The following is a 24704-nucleotide window of genomic DNA, read 5'->3' as shown; positions in this document are numbered from 1 at the left end:
CTGCGGTCATGGCACTGCTGCACCGCGCCACGTTGCGCCCCACGAAGCTCGACCTGCTGGCGGCCTGGCTGCCGGACCGATCCTGGTTCGCCGGGCCGATCGGCGCCTCCGGCGCGCTGACCGGCGCCGACGTGGTGAGCCGGGGCGCGTACCGCTTCGACGACCCGGCCGGTGAGGTCGGCATCGAGACGATGCTGGTCGGCACCGCCGACGGGCCGGTCCACCAGGTCCCGCTCACCTACCGCGCCGCGCCTCTCGACGGGGCCGAGGATTGGCTGGTCGGCACCACCGAGCACTCGGTGCTCGGCACCCGCTGGGTGTACGACGGCTGCGCCGACCCGGTGTACGTCACCGCGCTCGCCCAGGCGATTCTCGCCGGCGGTGGGCAGGCGGAGCAGTACTTCGAGGTCGACGGCCGACGCGAGGTGCGCGAGCCGACGGTGACCATCGTGGTCAGCGGCGCCGGCGAGGCCGAGGCGCCCGCGATCGGCGCCGTGCGCCGGGTGGTCGACGAGGACCACACGCTCATCGACACCGACGCCGTCGGGCTGGTCGTCGTCCGCCGGCCGGGCACCGGGGCGGACAGGTCGGCCGGGGCGATGTTGGGCGGCAGCTGGGACGGTCAGCCGACGACCGTGCCGCTGGCGTACGCCGAGCTGCGCTGAGCTGCGTTCTCCCTGCGGATGCGGTGGGCGGCCGGACTTCTCGGGCCGCCCACCGCGTTTCACCACTGGGCCGGAGGCGGGGGCGGCGACACGGGTGGCCGGTCGTCGCAGGTGATGGTGTTGGGCAGTAGCCACGGAGCGAGCCAACCGCCGTCGTTGCCGCCGAGGTCGGTCAGGGTGAACTCCGAACCGGCCGGGGTGAAGTGGAACGAACCGCAGTTGTTGACGCCGACCGCGCCCACGTTGCGGGCGTCCACGTTGGCGAACGAGGCGGACCCGGCCGCGCGGGCACTGACCACCGAGGTGCCGGTGCCGTCGACCCGGATGTCCCGGAACTGCACGTTGTTGATCGAGTAGAGGTCCTTCACCGGCCAGTCGCTGACCAGCATGATCGCGTTGTAGGTGCTGTCGAGGTACGCGTCGCCGGTCACCTGGATGCTCGCGTCGATGCTGCGGTCCAGCGCGAAGATCCAGATCGCGCCCAGTCCGATGTTCCAGTTCAGCTCGTACGTGCCGGCGCGGGCGGTGGTGTTGTTGGTGAACCGCAGGTACCCGGTGAACGGCTCGGCGCCGAACCGGGAACCGGCGTGGATGCCGCTGCCCTCGCGGACCGGGTCGACGACCAGGTTGTGCGAGACGGTGGTGTCGGTGCCGCCGTAGACGGCGATGCCGTTGGCCAGGGTCGGCGACTGCACGGTGTTGTGGTCGAAGGTGTTGCGCGCGTTCGCCGTCTTCTCCGACCACATCGCCAGGCCGTCGTCGCCGGTGTTGCGGACGAAGTTGTGTGCCACCACGGAGTCGGTCACTCCGGTGTGGAAGTTGAGCGCGTCGGCGATCTGGTCGACGATGATGTTGTTGGTGACCCGCACGTTGCGCATCGGCCCGTCGAACCACACACCCACCTTCGTGTGGTGCAGGTAGAGCCCGTCGATGGTCGAGTCACTCATCGCGCCGCCGATGGCGTTCACCTGGTCGGTGTCGATGCGCTCCCGGACGTCGCCCTCGATGGCGAAGCCGGAGAGGTGGACGTTGCGGCTGCCGCCGTCGGCGGCGTCCCGGCCGTAGAACCCGACGCCGGTGTGCACCGAGCCGTCCGGGGCGGGCGTCGGCAGGGCCACCTCGCGGCCCTTGATGACGGTGTGCCAGTTGCCGGCGCCCTCGATGGTCACGTCGTCGACGACGACGTGCCGGTTGACCTGGTAGGTGCCTGGCGGGATGTAGACCTTGAGGTGGGTGCGCCGGGCGAAGGCGATGGCCTTGTCCAGGGCGTCGGCGGAGTCCCGCCGGCCGGTCGGGTCGGCCCCGAAGGCCAGCACGTTCGCCGCGAGCAGCCGGATCCGCGGCGGGGCGACCAGTTCGGAGTCGAGCAGGTCGATGACCGTCCAGGCGGCGGCGCTGCCGGGTGGCGCGGCGAGCCGGATCCTGTCGCCGGCCCGGTAGGTGCGTCCGAGCAGGAGTCGCTGCTCGTCGTAGAAGTGGGTGGGCCGGAACGGGGTGCTGATGCTCGGGTACGGCGTGGTGGCCGCCGGCACGCACTGGCACTCGGTGATCCACCAGTCCGGGTGCAGCAGGCCGGCCTGCGGGTCGTTGGTGAACGGGTACTGGTTGTAGAGCCACGAGTACTGCGACGTGAGCGTCATGGTGCGCAGGTGCTTACCGTTCACCGCGACCCGAAGCGGCGCGGTGATCCCACCGCCCTGCGGCGCGTCCGGGATGCTGTACCGCACGGTGATTCCGTTGGCCGCGCTGGGCAGGACGAACTCCACGTACTCCCCGGGGGTGAGCCGGACCGCCCGGCGGCCGGAGGCTTCCGAGGGCAGCGTGTAGGCGGACCGGTCGGGGCCGATGATCTCGCCGTTGGTGCGGGCGTTCTCGGCCTCCTGCTCGACGAAGCCGACGTTCGCGCCGCGCCCGGCGACCAACGCCGGGTCGAGGGCGGCCCGGGTGACGACGGGCGTCGCGCCGGGGGCGACGGTCGGACCGGCGACGGCCACGGTGGGGGTGACGACCAGCAGGGTGAGGCCGGCCGCGAGCGCGGCTGCGGTGGCGGCCGGCCGGCCGGGGCGTCCCCGCGCCGGCATGATGGTCCGAAACATCGGTGACCCTCCTGGGTGGATGGTGGTGGGAGGTCCGCCCGGCGCCCCCGACGCCCGACATTGATCGTCATGATGTCAGCACCAAACACCGTGCTGCAAGGTTGCAAGCGAACAACGAAAAGAAGCGACAATCAGGCCGCAAGAAATGGACGGTCGTCGAGTTGAGGTGTCGCGCGTCGTCTGCCTCGGCCGGCTCACGTCGGGCGTAGGCTGATCCCCGTGGATCAAGAAGACCGGATCGCCCTGTTCCTCGACTACGAAAACCTCGCGCTGGGCGCGCGCGACCACCGTGGCGGCGCGGACTTCGACTTCCGGCCGATCGCCGACGCGCTGGCCGAAAGAGGTCGGGTGGTGGTTCGTAGGGCGTACGCCGACTGGTCGTACTTCGACGAGGATCGTCGGATGCTCACCCGGTCGCACGTCGAGCTGATCGAGATCCCGCAACGGATGGGCGCGTCCCGCAAGAACGCCGCGGACATCAAGATGGCCGTCGACGCGATCGAGTTGGCGTTCGAGCGCGACTACATCTCCACCTTCGTGATCTGCAGTGGAGACAGCGACTTCACGCCGCTGGTGCACAAGCTGCGCGAGCTGAACAAGCGGGTCATCGGCGTCGGGGTAGAGGGGTCCACGTCGGCGCTGCTCCCGCCGGCCTGCGACGAGTTCCTCTACTACGACCGGCTGGAGGGTCTGGACATCCCGCCGACCCGCAGCCAGCGGGCCCGTCCCTCTCGCCAGACCGGCGCGGACCAGCGTCCGCCCGAGCCCGAGCCCGAGGTGGACCGCCGACCCGCCGGTGAGGAGCCCGGCCGGGACGTGGACACGCTCGCCGTGCTGGTCGCCCAGACGGTGGCCGGGTTGCAGGGCAGCGCCAACGGCGAGGTCACCGCATCCCGGCTCAAGCGCACCCTGCTCCGCAAGGACCCGACGTTCAGCGAGTCCGACTACGGCTTCCGCACCTTTGGCGAACTGCTGCGCCACCTCGCCGAGCGCACCGTGATCGAGTTGGCCGAGGGGCCGGCGAAGGGCGACCCCGAGGTCTCGCTGCCCGAGCACGGCGACCGGGAGGTGGCGTTCGGTCTGCTGAGGGGCGTCGTGGCGGACCTGGGCAGTGGCGGCAACCCGGTGGCGTTGTCCGGGCTGAAGAACCAGGTGCGCCGGGCCCGCCCGGACTTCAGCGAGAAGAAGCTCGGCTACCGCAGCTTCCTACAGTTCTGCAAGGCCGCCGCCACGGTTGGCGCGGTCGACCTGCGCTGGAGCCCGGAAGCCGACGACTACCTCCTGACAACCTGAATCTGACGGCCCGCCGACCTCCCCGGGGGCCTTCGCGCGTCGATCAAGAGGTTTGCGTCATCGGGAGCGCGATTCGTGACGCGAACCTCTTGATCAACAGGGTTCGGGGTGGGAGTGGCGGGGAGGGGGCAGAGTGGGTTCCTGATTCGCTAGTCAGGCGCGGGAGAACCGCCCGTTATGGTCTCGAACCGTCAACACTTGGCCCGAACTGCGCCTGGATTGTCCTCCTTGCCCCGGTCCGGGCATACCTGCGCCGTACCCTCGGCGCGGGAATTGCTATACGGTCGGCGAATGAAGGTGGAGGAGCACTGGTGGAACGGAGACACGACCCCGCGCGGGCGCCGGGACGTGTACATCCGTACTGACGGGCAGGGTTGGGAGGTCCGCGCCCAGATCGGTGGGGCGTCGGGTCGTGAGCGGGTGCAGCAGTGCCCCAGCCGGGCCTCGGCGGCCATCCTCGCCGACGCCTGGCGCGGCACCCACCCATCCTGGCGCGAGCTGAAGCAGCGCTGATCCGGCACCGGGCCGGGTCGGCAACGCTCCCGGGCTTCGGCCCGGCGCGCCCGCCGACCGGCCCGGCGCTCGGTAACGTCGGTCCCGCAATCGCTCACCGGCTCACCCGCCGACCACGCCAGCTCACAGGTCACCGCTCCTGAAGCATGACGGAAGCAACGTCTGCCGGAAGCCCTAACGCCCAATCCGGTTGCGAGCAGTTGTCGCGACCAGGGCCGTGGCCTGTGGGTCGCCGAGGATATTGGATCTCCTTGATCAAGTGATCAGAAATAGGTTCCGGGGAGCGGATTCGGCTACCTTTCATCACTTGATCAGGGGCGACCGGCATGCCTCCGTGTCTCGGTCGACAGTCCGGGTACACGCAGGGCTGCCGGTCGCGCCTGATGGAGGTCGCCCATGTCGCAGGGTCCCGCTGAGGAGAACCCCAGGCTCGACGAGGAGGTCCGGGAGGCCGAGCGCCAACTCGCCAACCTCACCACCACCTCGTCGGACGACGCGCTGACCGACGACGACGCGCGAGCCCCGGACAACGCACCCTCCGAGGAAGACCCTCGCCGGGAGTGACTGCTCGCGACAGCCTCGCGCTCAGGGGCGGGTGATCTCCCGGCGGCTGTGTGCGCCGACCGTGGCCGGCTCCCGCCGGTGCGCGCCAGGGGGGCGGATGGACGAGGCCGTTTCCTGCCCACGGCTCACCGACAACTCGTTGCCGCGCGACCCGACGAACGGCCGTTCCAGCAGGTGGTAGCTGAGGGCGGTGCCGCCCAGGGCGATACCGATGCCGATCACGCCGACCGCGATGCTGGGCAGACCGAGCCAGTTCCTGCTGAGAAGCACGATCGGGAGGGTGTGCCAGAGGTAGAGGCTGTAGCTGATCCGCCCGGTCGCCACCAGCGGTCGCCAGGACAGCAGCCGAACCGGGCCTGCCGGGCGGGCCTCGTAGCCGGAGAGGATGAACAGCACGGCGCACCCGACAGTCAGCGGGAGTGCGACGAGGCGGTAGGCCGGCGAGTAAGGATCGGTGCCGAACGCCGTCCACAGTGCCACGAAGGTGAACGCGGCCACCAGGACCGGACGGCCGCCGATCCGGCGCCTGGGTGTCCAGCCCTGGGCCAGCGGAAAGGCGATCGCGGCGCCGACCAGCAATTCACTGGTGTGGGCGAGGGGGCCGTAGTAGAACCACCAGGCCGGCTGGACAGCCGCGACGAGGTAGAAGGCCCCGGCGGCAAGCAGCGCGAGGCGTACGGCGTGAGCCACCGGCATGCGGCGCAGCCGCAGCACCGCCAGGGGCCAGAGCAGGTAGAAGTACCACTCCACCGAGAGTGACCACGTCATCGAGAAGGGGTCGATCGGTACGCCCCCCAGTGTGATCCACAGCGAAGACGCCTGGACCGCGGCCACGAGACCGTGGCGCAGGGACGTCTCCGGGGAGAGCGCGCTGTCAGGTAGGAGCCAGGCCAGCGCGGTGATGCCCACCAGCAGCCCGACCAGCGGTGGGTAGAGCCGTCGTACGCGGTTCCGTAGGAAGCGCCCGTACGGCGGCACCCGCTTGACGAGCAGCGTGGTGATGATGAAGCCGCTGAGGACGAAGAAGAGGTCGACTCCGATGTAGCCACCCTCGAAGGCGGGGAGCCGCTGGCCGATCCAGTGGACTGCGCATACGGCCAGGATGGCGATGCCGCGGATGCCGTCCAGGTGGTCCACGCGACCCTTCACGCCAGATGTGGGCCTCGGGGAGGCGAGCCTGGTGACCTTGACATCGTTCACCGGTGGAGAATCGCACACTTTGCGAGTCTTATGATGGACTATGCCAGGTTCTGTCCATTGGCGACCCCGCACCTCAGCTCAAGCCCTGGCACCAGGCCCCGGGGGCCTGCCCGGCCGGTACATGCCGGGCAGGCCCACGGAACGCGAAGAGCGTTCAGCGCTTCAGCGTGAAGGTGAAGTCGCCGGAGAGCTTGCCGCTCAACCGGACCGCCGAAACGACCTTCCCCTCGGTGATCAGTCGGTCGACCTCAGCCCGCGACAGACCGAAACCGTCACCGATCAGTCGTGTCGGCCGGACCGGGATCCGTGCCGCGAAGCGGACCGCGACGTCGATCACGTCGCGGTCCAGGTGGTCCGATCGGCCCGTGTCGAGACGCCAGGCGTTGTCCCAGTCCAGGGTGAATCGGTTTCGACGCTGGACCGCCGGCTCCTGGAGCAGTTCGGCGGTCAGGCCGGAATCGTTGGCATGGAGCCGGTCCAGCAGCCCGGGTCGGATGGCGCTCACGGTCATCCGTTCCAGGACGGTGAGCTTCGCCGTCTCCCCGCACGCCGTGCAGAGCGCGAGGAGCCAGACGTCGAGGAGCTTGTGGTTGGCGTTGACGCGGAACTTGCCGCTCGCCCGAAGGCGCTGGGACGCGCACGCGTGACAACGGCGGCGAACGGTGGGCAGGCAGGTGGGCACGACGGCCCAATTTTCGAGCACAGAAGTACACCGGTTTCAGTGAGAAAGTCCGCAGCAAAAAGGAGCGCGGCGCAGATGCGCGACACGCGACAGATCAGCTCTCGGGAGGTCTCACAGGGTGTACAACGGCACGTCCTTGCCTGGACGACTGGTTGCGCAGCACGGTAACGGCGCACGGCGGCGCCGCTCCACTGGTTTTTCGCGCACGTCTCAGCAGCCCGGGTGGCGGGACGCGCCCACCGGTCGGGTGTCAGGCCCCGGTCAGGCGGTCGGGACCGGCAGCACCACGCCCTCGGCCGCCGACCGGTGCGCCAGCTCGATCAACTCGACCGTGTCGACCGAGTCCCGTGGGTCCACCGGCATCGGCGCGCCGTCGCGCAGCGCCGCCGCCACCTGCCTGTAGAAGCTCTGGTACGACCCGGGCTCGGTGGCCACCGGCCGCAGGTCACCCTCGACGCCGAGCATGCCGTACCGCTCCGGCGGGACCTCGCCCCAGCCCGGCTGGTCCGGCCGGCCGCCGTCGTGCAGCGCCGCCTCCTGCACGTCCAGCCCGTAGCTGGTGTAGCCGGCCCGGTCGCCCAGCACCCGCAGGCGAGGCCCGAGCTGGGCGGTCATCGCGCCCATCCACAGGTGCGAGTGCACCCCGTTGGCGTGGGTCAACGCCACGAAGGCGTCGTCGTCGACAGCCGCGCCCGCGCGGCGACGGTCCACCTCCGCGTAGACGCGGTCGACCCGACCGAAGAGCTGAACCGCCTGGTCGACGAGGTGGGCGCCCAGGTCGAAGAGGGCGCCACCGGCCTCCTCGGGCCCGGCCAGTTCCCGCCAGCCCGGCTTGATCGTCGGACGGAAACGCTCGAACCGGGACTCGAAGCGCAGCACCCGCCCCAACTCGCCCTGCTCCACCAGACGGCGGGCGGTCAGGAAGTCACCGTCCCAACGCCGGTTCTGGAACACCGTCAACGGCACCCCACGCTCGGTCGCCTCGTCGACCAGCGCGCGGCCCTCCGCGGCCGTCGCGGCCAACGGCTTGTCCACCACGACCGGCAGCCCGGCCGCGAGCGCCGCCCGCGCCATCGGCACATGCTGCCGGTTCGGCGTTGCCACCACGACTAGGTCCAGATCATCCGGCGTACGCCAGAACTCGTCGGCGTCGTCGACCAGGCGCGCGTCCGGGAAGAGCTGCCCGGCCTGCTCGCGCCGCTGCGGATCGCGGGTCACGATGGCGTCGAGCCGCAGCCCGGGCGTCGCGGCGATCAGCGGTGCGTGGAACACCCGACCCGCCAACCCGTACCCCAGCAGACCAACCCGCAGCTCCTCCGCCATGCCCGTGCCCCCATCTCCCTGGTCCGCGCCCCGATGCGGGCGGTACCGCGGAGGAGAATCTACGCCCCGAGCGGGCCGGCCCGATCTCGGCCCGGTGCTGGTCAGGCCGGTGGGTCGGCCCGCAGGTAGGTGAGGACCGCGAGCACCCGGCGGTTGGTGTCGTCGCTGGGTGGCAGGTCGAGCTTCAGCAGGATGTTGCCGACGTGCTTGCCCACCGCCGCCTCGGTGACGTGCAGCCGGGCGGCGATCGACGCGTTCGACCGGCCCTCGGCCAGCAGCGCCAGCACCTCGCGTTCCCGAGCGGAGAGCGCGGCGAGCGGATCGCGCGGGCGGTGCAGCAGTTGCCGGACCACGTCCGGGTCGATGGCGGTGCCGCCGGTCGCGACCCGACGCAGCGTGTCGACGAACTCGGTGACCTCGGCCACCCGGTCCTTGAGCAGGTACCCCACCCGCTGGCCGTCGCCACTGTCCAGCAGCGCCGCCGCGTACCCGGTCTGCACGTACTGGCTGAGCACCACGACCGGCAGGTGGGGTCGCCCGGCGCGTAACGCGACGGCCGCGCGCAACCCGTCGTCGCGGCGGCCGGGTGGCATCCGGATGTCGGTCAGCACCAGGTCCGGTTCGTGTTCGCGGACCGCGTCCAGCAGCTCGGGCGCGGAGCCGACGGCGGCGCACACCGTGAAGTCGAAGCGGGTCAGCAGCGCGACCAGGCCCTCCCGCAGCAGCACCTCGTCCTCCGCGAGCACCACCCGGGTCAGCGACGGCACGGCAGCTCCACCCGGACCAGGGTAGGCCCGCCGGGCGGACTGGACAGCAGCAGCCGGCCGTCCACGGCGGCGACCCGGTCGGCGAGACCGGTCAGGCCCGTACCCAGGCTCGGGTCGGCGCCGCCACGGCCGTCGTCGGACACCTCGACCACCAGGTCACCGCCGACCCGGGTGAGGCGTACGTCCGCCCGGGTCGCCCCGGAATGCCGGACCACGTTGCCCAGGGCCTCGGACACCACGAAGTACGCGGTGGTCTCGACGATCTCCGGTAGCTCGCCGTCGAGGTCGGCGCGAACGGTGACCGCGACAGTCGACGCGTCGGCCAACTCCTGTGCGGCGCCGGCCAGACCGAGGTCGGTGAGGCTCTGCGGACGGATGCCGTGCACCAGTTGCCGCAGCATCACCATCAGACCCCGGGCCTGGTCGTGCGCCACCGCGAGGGGTCGGGCGGCGGGGGAGTCCTCGGGTACGTCCAGCCGGGCCAGGCCGAGCTGGAGGGTGAGGCTGGTCAGGCGCGGCTGCGCGCCGTCGTGCAGGTCCCGCTCGATCCGGCGCCGTTCGGCCTCGTACGCGCTGACCAGGCGGGTACGGGAACGGGCGACCTCGCGCAACGCCGCCGCGTCCACCGGCGAGGCCAGTGCCCACCGCGCCACGGCGGCCTGGACGGCGGCGAGCAGACCCGCGGCGTACCAGAGCACCGGGATCAGCAGCACCCCCACGATCGCGTACGGAATGGCTTCGCCGGTGCTGTCGATCGGCTGCCAGAGCACCACCGGCTCGTTGGCGTCGCCGGCCAGCCAGGGGCTGGTGACCATCCCGAGGTCGAGCAACACCAGGATCAGGAACACCCAGTACACAACCGGCGTGAACCCGCCCAGCCAGAACAGGTAGGCCACCTCCCGCCAGGTCGCGGCGCTGCGGTAGCGGGCGACCAGGCCCGGCCACGTCGACGAGGGCAACGGACGATTGTCGACGAGCCGGAGCCGCCACCGCTCGCCGGTGGCCAGCGCGAAGCTCACGATCGGGGCCAACGCCAGCAGGATGAGGCTGCTGGTGATCAGGAATAGCATCAGCGCGATGCTCGGCGCTCGACCGTGCCGCCGGAGCGTGCTGGCGGCGGCCAGCATGGGTCCGCCGATGACGACCAGCCCGACGCCGAGAATGCCGGCGATCGGCACTGTGGTCACCAGGTAGGCCAGCGCGCGCCAGGGCCACGCGGAGATCAGCCAGCGGCGGCGGCGTAGCGCCTCGGCCAGGTGCGACGGGTGTTCCGTGGTCATGCAGCAGACGCTAATCGGGAGCGACCGGGTGCCCCAGCCGTCCAGATCCACTCTTCGGGGTATGCCCAGTACTACCCGCGAGCGGGTGTGCGGAGTCCGGAAACGGGAAGAACGCGCCGTCACGCGGCCCGCGTGACCTGTGCTGGCGGCGGCTGGAGAGACATGGGTGCCAGAACCTTCGTGGTGGTCGGCGGGACCAGCGGTCTCGGCCTCGCGGTGGGCCGACTGCTCGTCGACGAGCATCAGGTCGTGGTGTTCGGCAACGTGTCGGCCGAGGTCGCCGCCGCGACCGACGAGCTGGGTTGCGACGGCGCCGTCTGCGACATCTCCTCCTACGAGCAGGTCCGCGACGGGTTCGCCGAGGTGGTCGAGCGCTACGGCACGATCGACGGGGTGGCGGCCTGCGCCTCCATGTGGGCGGGCGGCGACCTGGGGGACCTGTCGGTGCAACACATCCGCCGGGCCGTGGAGATCAACGTTCTGGGCCTCACATACCTGCTGCGGGAGGCGGTGCAGCACCTGCACCGGCAGGGCCACGGCAACGTCGTGTACATCGGCGCGCTGGCGCTGGCGGCACCCCGGCCCGGCATCCCCGTCTACCGGGCCACCAAGAGCTACGGCAACAGCCTTGTCGACTCGCTGGCCGAGGCCCAGCACAGCAATCGGGTCAAGGTGATGCAGCTGCATCCCGGGCCGATGCCGACGCGGCTACAGGAACGGGTGGGCGCCGAGTTCCTGGACGAGGTGTACGCCATGCCCGAACAGGTCGCCACCGAGGTCGTCCGGCTGCTGCTGCTCGAACCCGACGACCTCTACGTCTCCGGTGAGCGCGTGTTGCGCGCGGACGGGCGGTGGTGACGGCCGCAGCCGGGCCCGCTGACCGTCCGGCCTCGGCGTGGGCGCCGCTGCGGACGGCGGTCTACCGCAACCTGTGGCTGGCCCTGCTCGCCGCCAACATCGGCACCTGGATGCAGACCGTCGGCGCGCAGTGGCTGCTGATCAACCACTCCAACGCCTCCACCCTTGTCGCGTTGGTGCAGACCGCCAGTCTGCTGCCGGTGCTGCTGCTGGCGTTGCCCGCCGGGGTGCTGGCCGACAGCTTCGACCGCCGGCACCTGCTGATCGCCGTGCAGCTGTTCCTGGTGGCGGTGGCGGTGGCGTTGACGCTGCTCACCCTGACCGGCCGGATGCCGCCCGCGCTGCTGCTCACCCTCACCTTCGCGTTCGGGGTCGGGCAGGCGCTGACCCTGCCGGCCTGGGCGGCGGTGATCCCGGAGCTGGTGCCGCAGGACCAGCTGCGGTCGGCGTCCGCGCTCGGTTCGATAAGCGTGAACGTGGCGAGGGCGGTCGGGCCCGCAGTGGCCGGCGTGTTGATCGCCCGTACCGGCGTCGCCCCGGTCTTCGGCATCAACGCGGTCGCCTTCGGCATCTTCGCGTACGCGCTGTGGCGCTGGCGGCCCGGTAACGCCCGCGCGGTCGAGGTGCCCGAGCGGTTCACCGCCGCGTTGCGCGCCGGCAGCCGCTACGTACGCCACTCGCCGACCGTCCGCCGGCTGTTGCGCCGTGCGCTGGTCTTCGTGGTCCCGGCCAGCGCGTTGTGGGCGTTGCTGCCGTTGGTGGCGAGTCGGCGGCTGGGGCTGGGCTCCGGCGGGTACGGGGTGCTGTTGGCCGCCCTCGGCGTGGGCGCCATCGCGGGTGGGGTGCTGCTGGCCGTGATCCGCACCCGGCTGTCGGCCAACCAGCTCCTGTTGGTCGCCGGGGCGCTGTTCACAGTGGCGCTGACAGTGGTCGGCACCGTGCGGGTGGTGCCGCTGGTGCTGCTCGCCCTGCTGCCCGCCGGGATGGCCTGGGTGACGGTGCTGGCCAACGTCAACGCCGAGATGCAGCTCTTCCTGCCCAGTTGGGTACGGGCCCGGGGCCTGGCTGTCTACCAGGTGTGCTTCGCCGGTGGGCAGGCCGCCGGTGCGCTGCTCTGGGGTTTGGTGGCGGACATGGCCGGGCTGGTCCTCGCGTACCTGGCGGCGGCGGCGCTGATGCTTGTCGGCACCCTGACGAGTCGGATCTGGCCGTTGCCGGACCTGCGGTCGGTGGACCGGGAACCGGCGGCGTACTGGCCGCAACTGCACCTGGCGCGCGAGCCCGACCCGGGGGTGGGGCCGGTGCTGGTGACAGTGCAGTACACCGTCCGGCCGGAGCGGACCCAACGGTTCCTGGCGGCGATGGACCTGGTGCGTGGCGCGCGGCAGCGGACCGGCGCGATGCGCTGGGGGCTGTTCCGCCCGGCCGAGATGACCGACCGGTTCGTCGAGGTGTATCTGGTGCCTTCCTGGGACGAGCACCTGCGCCAGCACGGTGGCCGGTTGACCGGTGAGGACCGCGCGGCCGAGCAACGGGCCCGGGAGCTGACCGACGGGGAGCTGGAGGTTCGACACCTGGTGCCCGCCGCCGCCGGCCCGACGCTGTCGGACGAGCGCGAGGCGCTCTGATTCCACACGCCCGGGCGTGTGCCCGGGGCAGGCCGACGCGGGCGTACCGCGTACGGCCGCGTTGTTAGGATGGCCGCACCATGGCGAGTGAGCGTAGGGCGACCGCGGACCCGGCCCGCAGCCTGGCCCTTCTCTGGCGCACCCGGGAGCCGACCAGCCGCAGCGCGGGTCCGGCGCTCAGCGTCGACCGGATCGTCCGGGCCGCGACCGACATCGCCGACGCGGAGGGCCTCGACGCGTTGACCATGCGCCGGGTCGGCGAGGCGCTGGGGGTCGGCACGATGTCGGTCTACACCTACGTGCCGGGCAAGGCCGAACTCGTCGCCGTCATGATCGACAGCGCGTACGGCGAGATGCCGCGCCCTACCGTCGAGGGCGGCTGGCGAGCCCGGCTGGAACGGATCGCGCGCGACAACCTGGCGCTCTACCAACGGCATCCCTGGATGCTGCGGGCCGAGACGACCAGACCGGTGCTCGGCCCGCACCTGGTGGCGAAGTACGACCACGAGCTCGGCGCGGTCGCCGACATCGGGCTCACCGACGTCGAGATGGACGCGGTGCTCACCCTCGTGCTCGGCCACGTGAAGAGCGCGGCGCGGGCCGCCTCCGAGGTGGTCGACCTGGAACGCGAGACCGGCATGACCGACGGCCAGTGGTGGCAGTCGCACGCGCCCTGGCTGGAGACCTTCCTGACGGCCGACACCTACCCGACCGCCTCCCGGGTCGGCACCGCGGCGGGCCAGCAGCACGGTGCCGCGTACGGCCCGGAGTACGCCTTCGAGTTCGGTCTGCAACGGGTTCTGGACGGGATCTCGGTGGTGGTCGCCGAGCGGGCGACCGCCGGCTAGCCCGGCACCGCCGTCGGGGCCAGCCGCGCCAGGGTGCGCGCCGACGGGCTGCCCGGCTCGGCGTGGTAGACGACCAGCGACTGGGTGGTGCCGCTGATCGCGAACTTCTCGTAGCGCAGCTCCAACTCGCCCACCTGCGGATGCTGGAACACCCGCAGTCCACCGCCCGCCCGGACGCTGACGTCGTGCCGTGCCCACAACCGTCGAAACCGTTCGCTGCCGGCCGTCAGCTCGTCGACCAGCTCGGTGAGGCGGGGGTCGTCCATCTCCGGGCCGACCTGGGCGCGCAGCCCGGCCACCGCGTTCGCCGCGACCGCCGTCAGGGCGGGGTAGAGCGCTGGCACGCTCGGGTCCAGGAAGACCGCGCGCAGCAGGTTCACCCCGGTCCTGAAGACGGGTGCCAGCGCGGTCGCCAGGGGGTTGGCGAAGAGCACATCCAGGTGCCGGCCGTGCACGAAGGCCGGCGTCTCGGTCCACGACCCGACCAGTTGCCGGACTCCCGTCGGCACCCGCTCCGGCCGTCGCGCCGGGCGGCGGGCCGGGACCGGTCCGCCCAGGCGGTGCAGATGGGCCGTGGCCTCCGCGTCCAGCAGCAGCGCCCGGGCCAGCGCGTCGAGCACCTGCGCCGACGGGTGCCGGTCCCGGCCCTGCTCCAACCGCAGGTAGTAGTCGGCGCTGATGCCGGCGAGCAGGGCCGCCTCCTCACGCCGCAGGCCGGGCACCCGCCGACGGCCGTGCGCGGGCAGCCCGACGTCGCCCGGCCCGATCAGCTCGCGCCGGGCACGCAGATACTCGCCGAGCGGGCCGGCCGTGCTCACCAACCCATCGTAGGAGCGGTGACCGGCCGCCCATCCTGGTCCTGCCACTACCAGGAAAACCAGGACCCGGACACCGCCCGCTGGTTGGGTGACAGTGGCTGAGGTAAGCGTGATCGGAGGATGGGACAGAGATGACTGAGCGAATCGTGACCCCGTTCGGCTTCGCCTCGACCGCCGACGAGGTCGTCGCCGGGGTCGACCTGACCGGCATGCGGGCCGTCGTCACCGGAGGGGCCGCCGGTATCGGCGTCGAGACCGCCCGCTCGCTGGCCGCCGCCGGCGCCGAGGTGGTGCTCGGGGTACGCCGGGTCGCGGCCGGCGAGCAGGCCGCCGCCGACATCGCGGCCAGTATCGGCGCCAACCGGGTCACCGTCCGCGAGTTGGACCTGGCCGACCAGGAATCGGTACGTCGATTCGTCGCCGCCTGGGACCAGCCGCTGCACATCCTGGTCAACAACGCCGGGATCATGGCCCTGCCGGAGTTGGAGCGCACCGCCGAGGGCTGGGAGATGCAGTTCGCCACCAACTTCATGGGGCACTTCGCGTTGACCGTCGGTCTGCACGACGCCCTCGCCGCCGCCGGAGGGGCCCGGGTCGTGTCGGTCAGTTCCAGCGGCAACCTCTTCTCCCCGGTGATCTTCGACGATCTGCACTTCGCGTTCCGTCCGTACGACCCGTTGCTGGCGTACGGGCAGTCCAAGAGCGCCGAGGCGTTGCTCGCCGTCGAGGTGACCCGCCGCTGGTCCGGCGAGGGCATCTACGCCAACGCGTTGAACCCCGGAGCCATCGCCACCGGTCTGCAGAAGCACACCGGTGGGCTGCGCACCCCGAAGGAACGGCAGAAGACGCCGCAACAGGGTGCCGCGACCTCGGTGCTGCTCGCCGCGTCCCCGCTGCTCGACGGCGTCGGCGGTCGCTACTTCGAGGACTGCGCCGAGGCGGCGGTCGTCACCGCGCGGCCGGCCGACTACAGCGGTGTGGCCGCGTACGCGGTCGACCCGGGCAACGCCGAGCGGCTCTGGGAGGTGGCATCGGACCTGATGTCCCGGGGCGTCGTCACCACCGGCCGTTGAGGACGACCGCCGGGCCCGGGGGAACGCGCCCGGTCCCGGCTGCCCAGGTGGTACGACTGGGGCGGCAGTTGACGTCAGGGAAGGCGGGCGATGACGAACGGGCTTGCCGGCCGGCTGCTCCAGCGACGTGAGAACCCCCGCCGGACGTCGTTCCTGGAACTCTTCTTCGACCTGGCGTTCATCTTCGCGCTGACCCGGCTGTCCCGGGCGCTGCTCGACGACATCACCGTGGCCGGCGGCTTCCGGACGCTGATCATGCTGGCGGCGCTCTGGTGGGTGTGGTTCGTGACCGCGTGGTCGGCGGACTGGTTCGACCCGCGCGCCCCGCTGATCGTCGTACTCCTGCTCTGGGTGATGTTCGGCGGCCTGCTGATGGCCTCCGCCGTGCCCACCGCGTTCGACTCGCACGCACTGGTGTTCGCCGTCGCCTACGTCGCCATCCATCTGGGCCGGGGCGCGCTGTTGCTCCCGGCGCTGCGGGGGCATCCGCTACAGGTACGGAGCGCGCGGGTGGCGATCTGGTTCGCGATCTCCGGCGTGCTCTGGATCGTCGGGGCGGTCGTCGCCCCGGCCCGGGAGATACTCTGGGCGCTCGCCCTGCTGCTGGAGTACGCCCTCGCGCGACTGCGTTGGCCCTTCCCGTGGCTCGGGCGCAGCACCTGGCCCGACCTTCAGGTGAACGGGGAGCACCTCTCCGAGCGCTACCAACAGATCTTCATCATCGCGTTGGGTGAGCTGATCCTGATCGCCGGCATGACGTACAGCGATTCTGCTCTGGACCGGGAGAGCACCCTGGCGTTCGTCCTGGCGTTCGTGACCGCGGTGGCCCTCGCCCGTCTCTACCTGGTGCCGGCCGGCACGCGGCTCGGCGCCGCCGTCGTGGCGGCCGGGCCGCCCGGCAGCAAGCTGGCGCTGATGGCCGGCTACCTGCACCTGGTCATGATCGGCGGGGTCCTCGCCACCTCGGTCGCGATGGAGATGACGATCGATGATCCGGGCACCCGCGACCAGGGACAACTGGCCCTGGGCGTGATCGGTCCCGCGCTGTTCCTGACCGCCCGGATCCTGCTCGCGGCTGCGGTCGACAGCGGCCTGCCCTGGGCGCGCCTGATCGGCGTGCCGGCCCTCATCGTGGCCGGGCTGGCGACCTGGAACCTCCCGCAGCTGGTCAGCAGCGCGGTCGTCGCCGGGGTGTTGCTGCTGATCGTCCTGGTTGACGCGATGCCCATACCGTGGCAGGCCGACGCGGCCAGCCGGCAGCACGGGTAGCCGCCCCGATGTCGGAGGGAGCAGGGCAGCACGGCGGCCCACGGCGCGAGCACGACGTGGTGGAGTTGCGGGTGCACGGCGTGTCCGGGGCAGAGCCCAGAGTCATTCTCGATCAGGCACCGGCCCGGCAGGTCGCCGGCGACGACAGCGGGGGCTTCCACCGCGCCGAACGGTCCGACAGCGGCGGCCCGGACGCGGTGACGCTCGAGGCGTACCGCTGGGGTGACCTCCCCTCGGGCACCGTGGCCCGGACCCTCTCCCTGGTCTTCCTGCTGCCGTTCATGCTCAGCAACCTGGCGGTGTGGATGCGGCCCACGGCCCGTCACAGCGCCGCCGGGGTCACCGTGCTGTGCCGACTCCTCGCGCTCGATCTCACCGTGCTGTACGTGGTGTCCGTCGCCGGGGCCGCGCTCGACCTGCTCGCCTGGCGGTGTCTCGGTGCGACGCGCTGCAGAGGCCCGTTCGACGCGATGTTCGGTCTCGACGGGCGGCAGGTCGGGCTGCGGCTGGCCGTTCTGTCGCTCCTGCCGCTCGCCGCCGTGGCGTTCCTCCGGCTGCTCGGCAGCCGCCGGCCCCGCCCGGCCGGCAAACCCCTGTGGGTCGTCGAGCCACTCGTGGGGCGGCTGCGGGCGATCCACGTGGCCGCCGCGCTCGCCGTGCTCAGTCTGATACTGCTCGCGGCCCGTACGGCAGACGGCGCGACGGCCGTGACGGCCCTGCTGCTGACGCTCAGCGTCGCGGTGCTGCTGGCCTGTGCCGGACTGCTCGTCGTCCCCGGCCTGCTGGACCGGGCGGCAACCATGCGGATGGTCACCCGAACCGCCACCACGGTGCGCGCGGTGGCCGTCGGCCTGACCGTGGCCACCCTCGCCACCATCGTCCTGGACCAGCGTGCCTGGCCCTCGTCCGCCGCGCTGCCCGGCTACGACACCATCGCGACCTGGGCGTTGCTCGCGGAGATGATCCTGCTCGTGTCGCTGAGTGCGCTGGTGCTGTGGCATCACGGTCGCGGGGAACGCCGCAACGCGCTACCGCGGGGGTTGGGCGCAGCGGTGGTCGCGGCCTTCGCGGTCGGCCTCGCCGGAGCGTTCTCGGCGAACCTCGTCTACCAGAGCGGAAACCTGCTGGGCGGCTACCGTGGCGACGGCGGGCCGCCGCTGCCGTACCAGTGGACGATCCTGGCGTTCTTTCTGCACGTCGCCGTCGGCGTCATGGTGTGCGGGGCGTTGACCCTGCTGTCTCGGCCACACCGTCGCCGCGCGGCAGCGGCGGTGACGGCCCGCGACTTTCCGACGGTGACGCCGCAGGGCGTGGGGCGGCTGCGCCAGGTGAGGAAGGCGGTCGCCCGGGCGCGGTTCGCCGAGTGGCTGGGACTGCTCGCCGTCGCGTGGGCCGCGCTCGCCGTGATCGGGCTGGCCACCGGCCTGTCGAGGCTGTTCGACCTGGCACCGGACGAACTGGCGACGCGGGCTCTCGGGCTTCCGGCCGGGGTGGTCGGCATGGGGCTCGCCCTGGGTAGCTACCTCGTGGCGGCCCTGGTGGTGGCCCTGCTCCTGGGTGGGGCGTTCGCCTACCGCACGGCGTGGTTTCGCCGGCACGTCGGCATCCTGTGGGACCTGGGCACCTTCTGGCCCCGGGCGGCGCACCCGTTCGCGCCTCCGAGCTACGCCGACCGGGCGGTACCGGAGCTGGCGGAGCGGATCACCCAGTTGACCGAGCGACATGACGGGGTGCTGCTCTGTGGGCACAGCCACGGGTCCGCGCTGCTCGCTCTCGCGGTGCTGCGGCTGCCTCCGCGCGCCCGTCAGCGGGTCGCGCTGCTCACCTACGGATCGCCGCTGGATCGCCTGTACGCCCGGCTCTTTCCCGCCTACCTCAACGAGGAGGTGCTACGACAGGTCGGGAAGCGGATCGAGTGGCGATGGCTCAACCTGTGGCGGGACACCGACCCCGTCGGTGGCTGGATCTTCGCCGCGCACCGGCCCGGTGATCCACCCCCGGACCCGACCGATCCGGCCGGCCGCGTCGACCGGCGGTTGCGGGATCCGGCGGACCTGCTGCCAGCGCCGGGGGAGCGCCGTCCGCCGCCGATTCTGGGGCACCATCCGGGCGAGTCCGACCCCGAGTTCACGGTGGCGGTGAGCGAGCTCGTGGGCCGCCTCCGTCGTTCTGGCTGAGGTCTCCTGACCAGGGGAGCCGCACTGCGCGGACTCGGTGCGGCTCAGGGATCCTCGGGCGAACGGTCGGTCTCCGCCACCATCGCGCGGACCTTCCGCAGGGTGGCGTCTGGGGCACGGATCGCGGCCCTCCAGCGGTCCAGCGTCCGGGTGAGCACCCGGACCACGAACTGCAACTGGTTGACCTGCTCGCGAAGCACGCCCAGCTCGGATCGCGCGCCTGACGCCTCGCCCTCCAACTGGGCGATCCGGGTCTGCAACGGCTGCACCAGGGTGAGGGCGGCCTCGGTGAGGGTGTCGGCGGCGTCGGCCTTGAACTTGCTCCGCTGCACCACCACGGTGGCGATCGCGGCGAGGCCGGTGCCTCCGCCGATGATGCCGAGCACGCTGAGCGCCAGCTGCACCCAGTAGGGTGCGGCCGGCGCCGGGGAGGTAATCACGTGACACCTGCCTGCAGGGGTTCGTAACTGACAACTTCGCAAGCCCGGGCCAGGCGGCGCAGGCCGACGGCGATCTGCGTGGCCCGCCAGAGCGATCCGACCGTCACCGCCACGACGAACGACGTCGCGGCGAGGGATTGTCGACCCGACATGGTCACCAGGGCCACCGCGTACATGCCGGTGATCGTGCCGAGCACCAGTACCGACGCGAGTTCGAGGCCGAGCCCGGTGGAGAGCCGGCCGGGCCACAGGATGCCCAGCATCCCGCCCACACCCACCGCGACCAGCCCCAGCTCCCAGGCGATCTGGACGGGCCCGGGCATGGCCGTCTGCACGGAGATCGGCCGGACGTCGAGGGTCATCATCAGAACGCCACAGACGGGTGCCGCGACCAGGGCGGCGATCTCGTACGGTTCGTGTCGGGATCGGATACGGGAGGTTCCCACGGCAACTCCTTGGTCGGGGACCGGCCTCCCGCAGCGGCAAACGGGCCGGTGCCGTCCGATCGCGACCATGGAGCGGCATGCGGCGCTGGTGCGTTGCGGCTGGTCAGTCGTAAGGCGAGGAGGGAGCGACTCGACGTCGTTGGCTGCCGGTATCTGCCTGTTTAGCACCGATGACCGGTCATCGTCCACTGGGTGTCGCGTCGCATTACCGCAGGTCAAAGCCTGTTCAGGCCCGGTTTCCGCGGATCGGGTCGGATGGAGTGCGGCGACCCGACCACGTCACCAGCTCGGTAGCCAAGAGTGTCGTAAATTTTACCGATGGTGATGGAGGTGTGGTCGGGTCGCCGATCGGTCAGCGGTCGAGCAGCGCCCGCAGCGCCTGGACCACCTCGGCCGGTGCCTCCTCCGCCATGAAGTGCCCGGAGGTGACCGTCCGGTGCTCCAGGTCGGGTGCCCAGGCCCGCCACACCCCGGCTGCGTCGTAGCCCAGCGCGGCACCCCAGTCCTGTTGGAGCACGGTCACCGGCATGCGCAGTTTGTTGCCGGCCTCGCGGTCGGCGGTGTCGTGGGCCACGTCGATGCCGGCCGACGCGCGATAGTCGGCGACGATCGAGGTGACCGCGTTACGGGACGCCCGCAGGTAGGCCGCCCGCACGTCCGCCGGCAGCGACTCCGGGTCACGGGTCCAGGCGTCGAGGAAGTGGCCGAAGAAGGCGTCGGGGCTGCCACCGATCAACTCCTCGGGCAGTCCGGGTGGCTGCGCCATGAGGTACAGGTGGAACGCGACCGCCGCGCTCGTGCCGTGCAGCACCTCCCACATGTCCAGGGTCGGCACCACGTCGAGCAACGCGAGCCGGCTGATCGCCGCCGGGTGGTCCAGGCCGGCGCGGAAGGCGACGAGCGCACCCCGGTCGTGGCCGGCCAGCGCGAACCGTTCGTGACCGAGTGCGCCGGCCAGCGCCACGACGTCGGCCGCCATGGTGCGTTTGGCGTACCCGGTGCCGTCGGTGTCGACGGGCTTGTCGCTGTCGCCGTAGCCGCGCAGGTCGGGGCAGATGACCGTGTGGTCGGCGGCCAGGTCGGCCGCGACGTGCCGCCACATGAGGTGGGTCTGCGGGAAACCGTGCAGTAGTACGACCGCTGGTCCGGATCCGCCCACGGCGGCGTTGAGCGTCACACCGTCGGCGACGCTCACGCGCCGGTAGTCGAATCCGTTGATCCTGGGGTCCACGGGAGAACCTCTCTGCTGAGCAGTGCCGGCTGGGGCGGTCGCCCCACGCCGTCGTACGTCGTCGAGCCTGCTCCGCGCTGATCAGCGGACGGTCAGCGTCGGATCAGTGCGGGCTGGCCGTCGCGCCTAGATTGATGCCATGACCAGGCAGCCGACGGCACCGGACACCGTGACCTTCGGCGTCCTCGGGCCGGTGACCGCCGTCACCGGGCGTGGTCCGGCGCCGCTGCGCGGGCACCGGCACCGCCTGGTGCTGGCCCGTCTGTTGATCGCCCAGGGGCGGGTGGTGCCGGTGCAGCGTCTGGTCGACGACCTGTGGGAGGTCGCACCGGACGGCGCGGTGGGCGCGATCCGGACCTTCGTCGCCGACCTGCGCCGGGCACTGGAGCCCGATCGGCCACCCCGGCAGCCGCCCCGGATCCTGGTCACCGAGCCACCGGGGTACGTGCTGCGGGTCGCCCCGGACGCGGTGGACGCCGGCCGGTTCGAGGCAGCCGTCGGCGAGACGGGCCAACTGCTCGCGGCGGGACGTCCAGCGCCGGCCCTGACCGCCCTGGACGAGGCACTCCGGCTCTGGCGGGGGCCCGCGTACGCGGACTGCGCGAACGAGGTCTGGGCGGCTGCCGAGATCAACCGACTCGACGAGTTGCGGATGCTGGCCGTCGAACGGCGGGCGGAGGCTCTGTTGGCACTGGGTCGGCCGGACGAAGCCGCCGCCGACCTGCCGGCTCACCTGGCCAGCTATCCGCTGCGGGAGGACGCCTGGCGGTTACTCGCGGTGGCCCGGTACCGCGCCGGTCGGCAGGGAGACGCGCTGGCCGCACTGCGCGAGGCGCGCAGCGTCCTGGCGACCGAGTTGGGCGTGGACCCGGGGCCCGAGTTGCAGAGGCTGGAAGCCGACGTCCTGGCCCAGGCGCCGCATCTCACCCCGACCCTCGGTGACGGCGCCACTCCCCGCCTGCGGCGGCTTGCTGGGCCGGGCCCGGCGCGGCAGCGTCCGTTCGTCGGCCGGGACGTGGAACTGGACCGCCTGCGGCAGGCCGCCGAGGCCGCACTCCGACGGCGCAGGCCCACCCTCGCGCTCCTCAGCGGCGACCCGGGTGCCGGAAAGACCGCGATGGCCGAGACGTTGGCCCAGCGGCTCGCCGCCGAGGGCTGGACCACGGCGTGGGGGCGCAGCCCGGAGTACGAGGGCGCCCCGCCGGCCTGGCCGTGGACCCAGGTCACCGACGCGCTCACGGGGCTGGCCGGCGAGGTGAAGGCCGCCGGGCCGGTCGACGAATCGGGCGACCCCGCCGGTAGGCGGTTTCGTCGGCACCGGGCGGTGGCGTCGTTGGTTGCGGCGGTCGCCGACCGGGGGCCGGTGCTCGTGGTCCTCGACGACCTGCACCGCGCCGACGGTGACACCCTGGACCTGCTGACCGCCCTGCTCACCGGGCCGCATCCGGCCACCGGACCGGTGCTCGTTCTCGGCACCTACCGGGCCACCGAGATCAGTCCGGAGCTGACCGCCGCCCTGGCGCGTGTCGCCGGGCTGGAGCCGACCCGGGAGTATCTCGCCGGCCTGTCCGCGCCGGCGACGGGTGAGTTGGCTCGCGCCGTCGTCGGCGCGGCTCTCGCCCCGGCCTCCGCCCAGTTGATCCACGACCGTAGCGGCGGCAACCCGTTCTTCGTCCGAGAGCTGGCCCAGTTGTACGCGAGCGAGGGGGAGGCCGCGCTGGCCTCGGTGCCGCCCGGGGTACGCGACGTGATCCGGCACCGGCTGGCGCAGCTACCCACGCCGACGCGCACCGTCCTGCGGCAGGCTGCCGTGCTCGGCCGGGACCTCGACCTGGAGGTCCTCACCTCCCTGGCGGGCGACTCCGCAGTCGTGTTGGACGCCGTCGACCGCGCCCTGCGGGCCGGTTTCCTCACCGAGCGGGAGCCCGACGGGCGGCTGCGCTTCACCCACATCCTGGTCCGCGACACGCTCTACGCCGACCTGTCCACACCGCGCCGCGCCGCCTGGCACGCGGCCATCGCCGAAGGGCTTCGACAACGAGAACCCGTCGAGCCCGCCGCGATCGCGCACCACCTGCTCCGCGCGGGCGGACGGGCCGCTGCCGGTCGTGCCGGGGTGTACGCCCGCACGGCTGCCGAGCAGGCCGAACACGGCGGCAACCCGCACGAGGCGGCTCGCCTGTGGGGGCAGGTGATCGAGGCGTACGACCGCGCCGGCGGCGTCGAGCAGCGCGAGCGGTTGACCGCACTGCTCGGTCTGGGGCGCGCGCTGGCCGTGACCGGGCGGTTGGCCGAGGCGCGAAGGCGACGTGCCGAGGCGATCACCGCTGCCGAGTCAGCCGGCGATCCGCTGCTGATCGAGGAGGTGCTGGCCGGCTTCGACGTACCCGCGATCTGGACGCGCAACGACGACGACCTGCTCTCTGGGCACATCGTCCGAGCCGCCGAGCAGGCCCTGACCGCGCGCGGTCCGACCGGCTCGGCGCAGCGCAGCCGACTGCTGAGTACCCTCGCGCTGGAGTTGCGTGGCACCACCACCGACCGTGGTCGCCGGGCGGCGTACGAGGCCGAGACGATCGCCCGGACGGTCAACGACCCCGGGCTGCTGGCCTTCGCGCTCAACGCCCGCTTCATGCACACATTCCAGCGCGTCGGCCTGGCTGCTGACCGGGCCCGGATCGGTGGTGAGCTGGTCGACCTGGCCGCCCGGCACGGGTTGGTGACCTTCGAGGTGCTCGGTCACCTCGTCCTGGTCCAGGCGTACTGCGCGCTGGCCGACCGGCCCGCTGCCGACGAGCACGCCCGCGCCGCCGACCGCCTCGCCGAGCGGTACGAGCTGCCGTTGGTCGCGGTCTTCACCAGGTGGTTCGCCGCACTGCGCCTGGCACTCGACGGCGAGTCGGCCGCGGCGGCGGACGCCTACCACGCGGCGGCCGGCCGCCTGCCCGCCGACGGCATGCCGGGCCTGACCCGTGGGCTGCTTCCGCTCGCGCTGCTCGGCCTGCGGCTGGCTGAGGCCGTCGACGACGACCGTCCGCTCGCCGGGGCCGACGGTCTCGACCGACCGGTTCCCGGCCTGGACGGGGCCGGCTGGGCGGCTGCGGACTGGGGGCCGCACGAGCCGTGGGTCCGGCCGTTGCTGCTGCTCGCCGACGGTGATCGGGACGCTGCGGCAGCGGCCTTGCGGGCACTTCCGGACGGGCCACACGATCTTCTCCGGGAGGCGCGTCTCTGCCTCGTCGGTGGGGCGGCGCGTGCCCTCGGTGACCGGGTCACGATGGAACGCGTCTACGCCGAACTGTTGCCGGCGGCGGAGGAACTGGCTGCCGGCAGCGGCGTGCTCACCCTCGGCCCGGTGGCCGGGCACCTCGCGGCCCTGGCCGGCGCACTGGGCCGTGCGGAGGAATCGGCCGAGCATCGCCGGCAAGCCCGCATGGTCACGGCCCGGGCCCGGGCCGCCACCCCCGCCCGCTGATCGCCACCCGCCGCCCACGGCGACTTGCCGATTCTCCTCGGAACCACCGGTGGGTGCG

The 24704-nt window shown here is 72.1% G+C and carries 21 protein-coding genes; 11 read left to right on the top strand and 10 right to left on the bottom strand.

Annotated elements, in window-relative coordinates; translation table 11 throughout:
• Window positions 1–8: 8 nt before the first annotated feature.
• Window positions 9–665 carry a hypothetical protein gene (locus ABGB10_RS23000; RefSeq protein WP_347662965.1) on the top strand — a complete coding sequence of 219 codons (657 nt, stop codon included), beginning with the start codon at window positions 9–11 and terminating at the stop codon, window positions 663–665.
• Window positions 666–724: 59 nt separating this feature from the next.
• Here ABGB10_RS23000 and ABGB10_RS22995 read toward each other — a convergent pair whose 3' ends face one another.
• On the bottom strand, window positions 725–2761 hold the full coding sequence (locus tag ABGB10_RS22995; protein ID WP_347662964.1) for a glycosyl hydrolase family 28-related protein: 2037 nt from the start codon (window positions 2759–2761) through the stop codon (window positions 725–727).
• A gap of 219 nt (window positions 2762–2980) precedes the next feature.
• On the opposite strand from ABGB10_RS22995, the gene ABGB10_RS22990 reads away from it, so the two are divergent.
• The 3 genes from ABGB10_RS22990 (at window position 2981) to ABGB10_RS22980 (ending at window position 5131) form a co-directional block, all read left to right on the top strand.
• Window positions 2981–4054: a PIN domain-containing protein gene (locus tag ABGB10_RS22990; RefSeq protein WP_347662963.1), complete on the top strand. Its 1074-nt coding sequence runs from the start codon at window positions 2981–2983 to the stop codon at window positions 4052–4054.
• Window positions 4055–4345: 291 nt separating this feature from the next.
• Window positions 4346–4567: a hypothetical protein gene (locus ABGB10_RS22985; protein ID WP_030335934.1), complete on the top strand. Its 222-nt coding sequence runs from the start codon at window positions 4346–4348 to the stop codon at window positions 4565–4567.
• A gap of 396 nt (window positions 4568–4963) precedes the next feature.
• A complete protein-coding gene (locus ABGB10_RS22980) occupies window positions 4964–5131 on the top strand; it encodes a hypothetical protein (RefSeq protein WP_347662962.1) in 168 nt (55 codons plus the stop codon).
• A gap of 21 nt (window positions 5132–5152) precedes the next feature.
• Here the strand turns inward: ABGB10_RS22980 and ABGB10_RS22975 are convergent, their stop codons facing one another.
• From ABGB10_RS22975 to ABGB10_RS22955, 5 genes are all read right to left on the bottom strand, one after another.
• The gene (locus ABGB10_RS22975) at window positions 5153–6268 is read right to left on the bottom strand and encodes an acyltransferase (RefSeq protein WP_347662961.1); all 1116 of its coding nucleotides are present in this window, start codon (window positions 6266–6268) and stop codon (window positions 5153–5155) included.
• Between the two features lie 217 nt (window positions 6269–6485).
• A complete protein-coding gene (locus ABGB10_RS22970; protein WP_347662960.1) occupies window positions 6486–7034 on the bottom strand; it encodes a DUF1062 domain-containing protein in 549 nt (182 codons plus the stop codon).
• Window positions 7035–7274: 240 nt separating this feature from the next.
• Window positions 7275–8336, bottom strand: coding sequence for a Gfo/Idh/MocA family oxidoreductase (locus ABGB10_RS22965; protein ID WP_347662959.1), 1062 nt, complete (start codon window positions 8334–8336; stop codon window positions 7275–7277).
• A 101-nt stretch (window positions 8337–8437) separates the two neighbouring features.
• The gene (locus ABGB10_RS22960; RefSeq protein ID WP_347662958.1) at window positions 8438–9103 is read right to left on the bottom strand and encodes a response regulator transcription factor; all 666 of its coding nucleotides are present in this window, start codon (window positions 9101–9103) and stop codon (window positions 8438–8440) included.
• Window positions 9091–10383, bottom strand: a complete 1293-nt coding sequence (locus ABGB10_RS22955) for a histidine kinase (RefSeq protein ID WP_347662957.1) — start codon at window positions 10381–10383, stop codon at window positions 9091–9093. The genes ABGB10_RS22960 and ABGB10_RS22955 overlap by 13 nt, the downstream gene beginning before the upstream one ends.
• 162 nt (window positions 10384–10545) lie before the next feature.
• On the opposite strand from ABGB10_RS22955, the gene ABGB10_RS22950 reads away from it, so the two are divergent.
• The 3 genes from ABGB10_RS22950 to ABGB10_RS22940 all read left to right on the top strand — a co-directional run bounded on the left by ABGB10_RS22950 (window position 10546) and on the right by ABGB10_RS22940 (window position 13717).
• Window positions 10546–11241, top strand: coding sequence for an SDR family oxidoreductase (locus ABGB10_RS22950; protein WP_347662956.1), 696 nt, complete (start codon window positions 10546–10548; stop codon window positions 11239–11241).
• Window positions 11238–12869, top strand: a complete 1632-nt coding sequence (locus tag ABGB10_RS22945) for an MFS transporter (RefSeq protein ID WP_347662955.1) — start codon at window positions 11238–11240, stop codon at window positions 12867–12869. Before ABGB10_RS22950 ends, ABGB10_RS22945 begins: the two co-directional genes overlap by 4 nt.
• Before the next feature lie 80 nt (window positions 12870–12949).
• A complete protein-coding gene (locus ABGB10_RS22940) occupies window positions 12950–13717 on the top strand; it encodes a TetR/AcrR family transcriptional regulator (protein ID WP_347662954.1) in 768 nt (255 codons plus the stop codon).
• Here ABGB10_RS22940 and ABGB10_RS22935 read toward each other — a convergent pair.
• The gene (locus ABGB10_RS22935; protein ID WP_347662953.1) at window positions 13714–14535 is read right to left on the bottom strand and encodes a helix-turn-helix transcriptional regulator; all 822 of its coding nucleotides are present in this window, start codon (window positions 14533–14535) and stop codon (window positions 13714–13716) included. The genes ABGB10_RS22940 and ABGB10_RS22935 overlap by 4 nt on opposite strands.
• A gap of 131 nt (window positions 14536–14666) precedes the next feature.
• On the opposite strand from ABGB10_RS22935, the gene ABGB10_RS22930 reads away from it, so the two are divergent.
• The 3 genes from ABGB10_RS22930 to ABGB10_RS22920 all read left to right on the top strand — a co-directional run bounded on the left by ABGB10_RS22930 (window position 14667) and on the right by ABGB10_RS22920 (window position 19054).
• Window positions 14667–15608: an SDR family NAD(P)-dependent oxidoreductase gene (locus tag ABGB10_RS22930; protein ID WP_347662952.1), complete on the top strand. Its 942-nt coding sequence runs from the start codon at window positions 14667–14669 to the stop codon at window positions 15606–15608.
• A 90-nt stretch (window positions 15609–15698) separates the two neighbouring features.
• Entirely contained in the window at window positions 15699–16877 is a 1179-nt protein-coding gene (locus ABGB10_RS22925) for a low temperature requirement protein A (RefSeq protein WP_347662951.1), read from the top strand.
• Window positions 16878–16885: 8 nt separating this feature from the next.
• Window positions 16886–19054: a hypothetical protein gene (locus tag ABGB10_RS22920; RefSeq protein WP_347662950.1), complete on the top strand. Its 2169-nt coding sequence runs from the start codon at window positions 16886–16888 to the stop codon at window positions 19052–19054.
• 44 nt (window positions 19055–19098) lie between these two features.
• Here the strand turns inward: ABGB10_RS22920 and ABGB10_RS22915 are convergent, their stop codons facing one another.
• From ABGB10_RS22915 to ABGB10_RS22905, 3 genes are all read right to left on the bottom strand, one after another.
• Window positions 19099–19494: a hypothetical protein gene (locus ABGB10_RS22915; protein WP_347662949.1), complete on the bottom strand. Its 396-nt coding sequence runs from the start codon at window positions 19492–19494 to the stop codon at window positions 19099–19101.
• Window positions 19491–19940 (bottom strand): hypothetical protein, encoded by a 450-nt coding sequence (locus ABGB10_RS22910; protein ID WP_347662948.1) that lies wholly within the window; start codon window positions 19938–19940, stop codon window positions 19491–19493. The genes ABGB10_RS22915 and ABGB10_RS22910 overlap by 4 nt, the downstream gene beginning before the upstream one ends.
• A gap of 352 nt (window positions 19941–20292) precedes the next feature.
• On the bottom strand, window positions 20293–21171 hold the full coding sequence (locus ABGB10_RS22905) for an alpha/beta hydrolase (RefSeq protein ID WP_347662947.1): 879 nt from the start codon (window positions 21169–21171) through the stop codon (window positions 20293–20295).
• A 139-nt stretch (window positions 21172–21310) separates the two neighbouring features.
• Here ABGB10_RS22905 and ABGB10_RS22900 point away from each other — a divergent pair, with 139 nt between their 5' ends.
• Window positions 21311–24646 carry a BTAD domain-containing putative transcriptional regulator gene (locus ABGB10_RS22900; RefSeq protein ID WP_347662946.1) on the top strand — a complete coding sequence of 1112 codons (3336 nt, stop codon included), beginning with the start codon at window positions 21311–21313 and terminating at the stop codon, window positions 24644–24646.
• Window positions 24647–24704: the final 58 nt, after the last annotated feature.

The sequence above is a fragment of the Micromonospora sp. B9E7 genome (genome assembly GCF_039871815.1).
Lineage (GTDB): Bacteria > Actinomycetota > Actinomycetes > Mycobacteriales > Micromonosporaceae > Micromonospora.
Note: the sequence above shows the minus strand (reverse complement) of the source record. Positions and strands in the feature narration are given on the sequence as shown.

Excerpts from the sequence above, each read along its gene's own strand:
- ABGB10_RS22940 (WP_347662954.1), top strand. The coding sequence starts at position 12,950 with ATGGCGAGTGAGCGTAGGGCGACCGCGGACCCGGCCCGCAGCCTGGCC.
- ABGB10_RS22985 (WP_030335934.1), top strand. The coding sequence starts at position 4,346 with ATGAAGGTGGAGGAGCACTGGTGGAACGGAGACACGACCCCGCGCGGG.
- ABGB10_RS22980 (WP_347662962.1), top strand. The coding sequence starts at position 4,964 with ATGTCGCAGGGTCCCGCTGAGGAGAACCCCAGGCTCGACGAGGAGGTC.
- ABGB10_RS22965 (WP_347662959.1), bottom strand. The coding sequence starts at position 8,336 with ATGGCGGAGGAGCTGCGGGTTGGTCTGCTGGGGTACGGGTTGGCGGGT.
- ABGB10_RS22900 (WP_347662946.1), top strand. The coding sequence starts at position 21,311 with ATGACCAGGCAGCCGACGGCACCGGACACCGTGACCTTCGGCGTCCTC.
- ABGB10_RS22920 (WP_347662950.1), top strand. The coding sequence starts at position 16,886 with ATGTCGGAGGGAGCAGGGCAGCACGGCGGCCCACGGCGCGAGCACGAC.
- ABGB10_RS22955 (WP_347662957.1), bottom strand. The coding sequence starts at position 10,383 with ATGACCACGGAACACCCGTCGCACCTGGCCGAGGCGCTACGCCGCCGC.
- ABGB10_RS22995 (WP_347662964.1), bottom strand. The coding sequence starts at position 2,761 with ATGTTTCGGACCATCATGCCGGCGCGGGGACGCCCCGGCCGGCCGGCC.
- ABGB10_RS22925 (WP_347662951.1), top strand. The coding sequence starts at position 15,699 with ATGACGAACGGGCTTGCCGGCCGGCTGCTCCAGCGACGTGAGAACCCC.
- ABGB10_RS22930 (WP_347662952.1), top strand. The coding sequence starts at position 14,667 with ATGACTGAGCGAATCGTGACCCCGTTCGGCTTCGCCTCGACCGCCGAC.
- ABGB10_RS23000 (WP_347662965.1), top strand. The coding sequence starts at position 9 with ATGGCACTGCTGCACCGCGCCACGTTGCGCCCCACGAAGCTCGACCTG.
- ABGB10_RS22950 (WP_347662956.1), top strand. The coding sequence starts at position 10,546 with ATGGGTGCCAGAACCTTCGTGGTGGTCGGCGGGACCAGCGGTCTCGGC.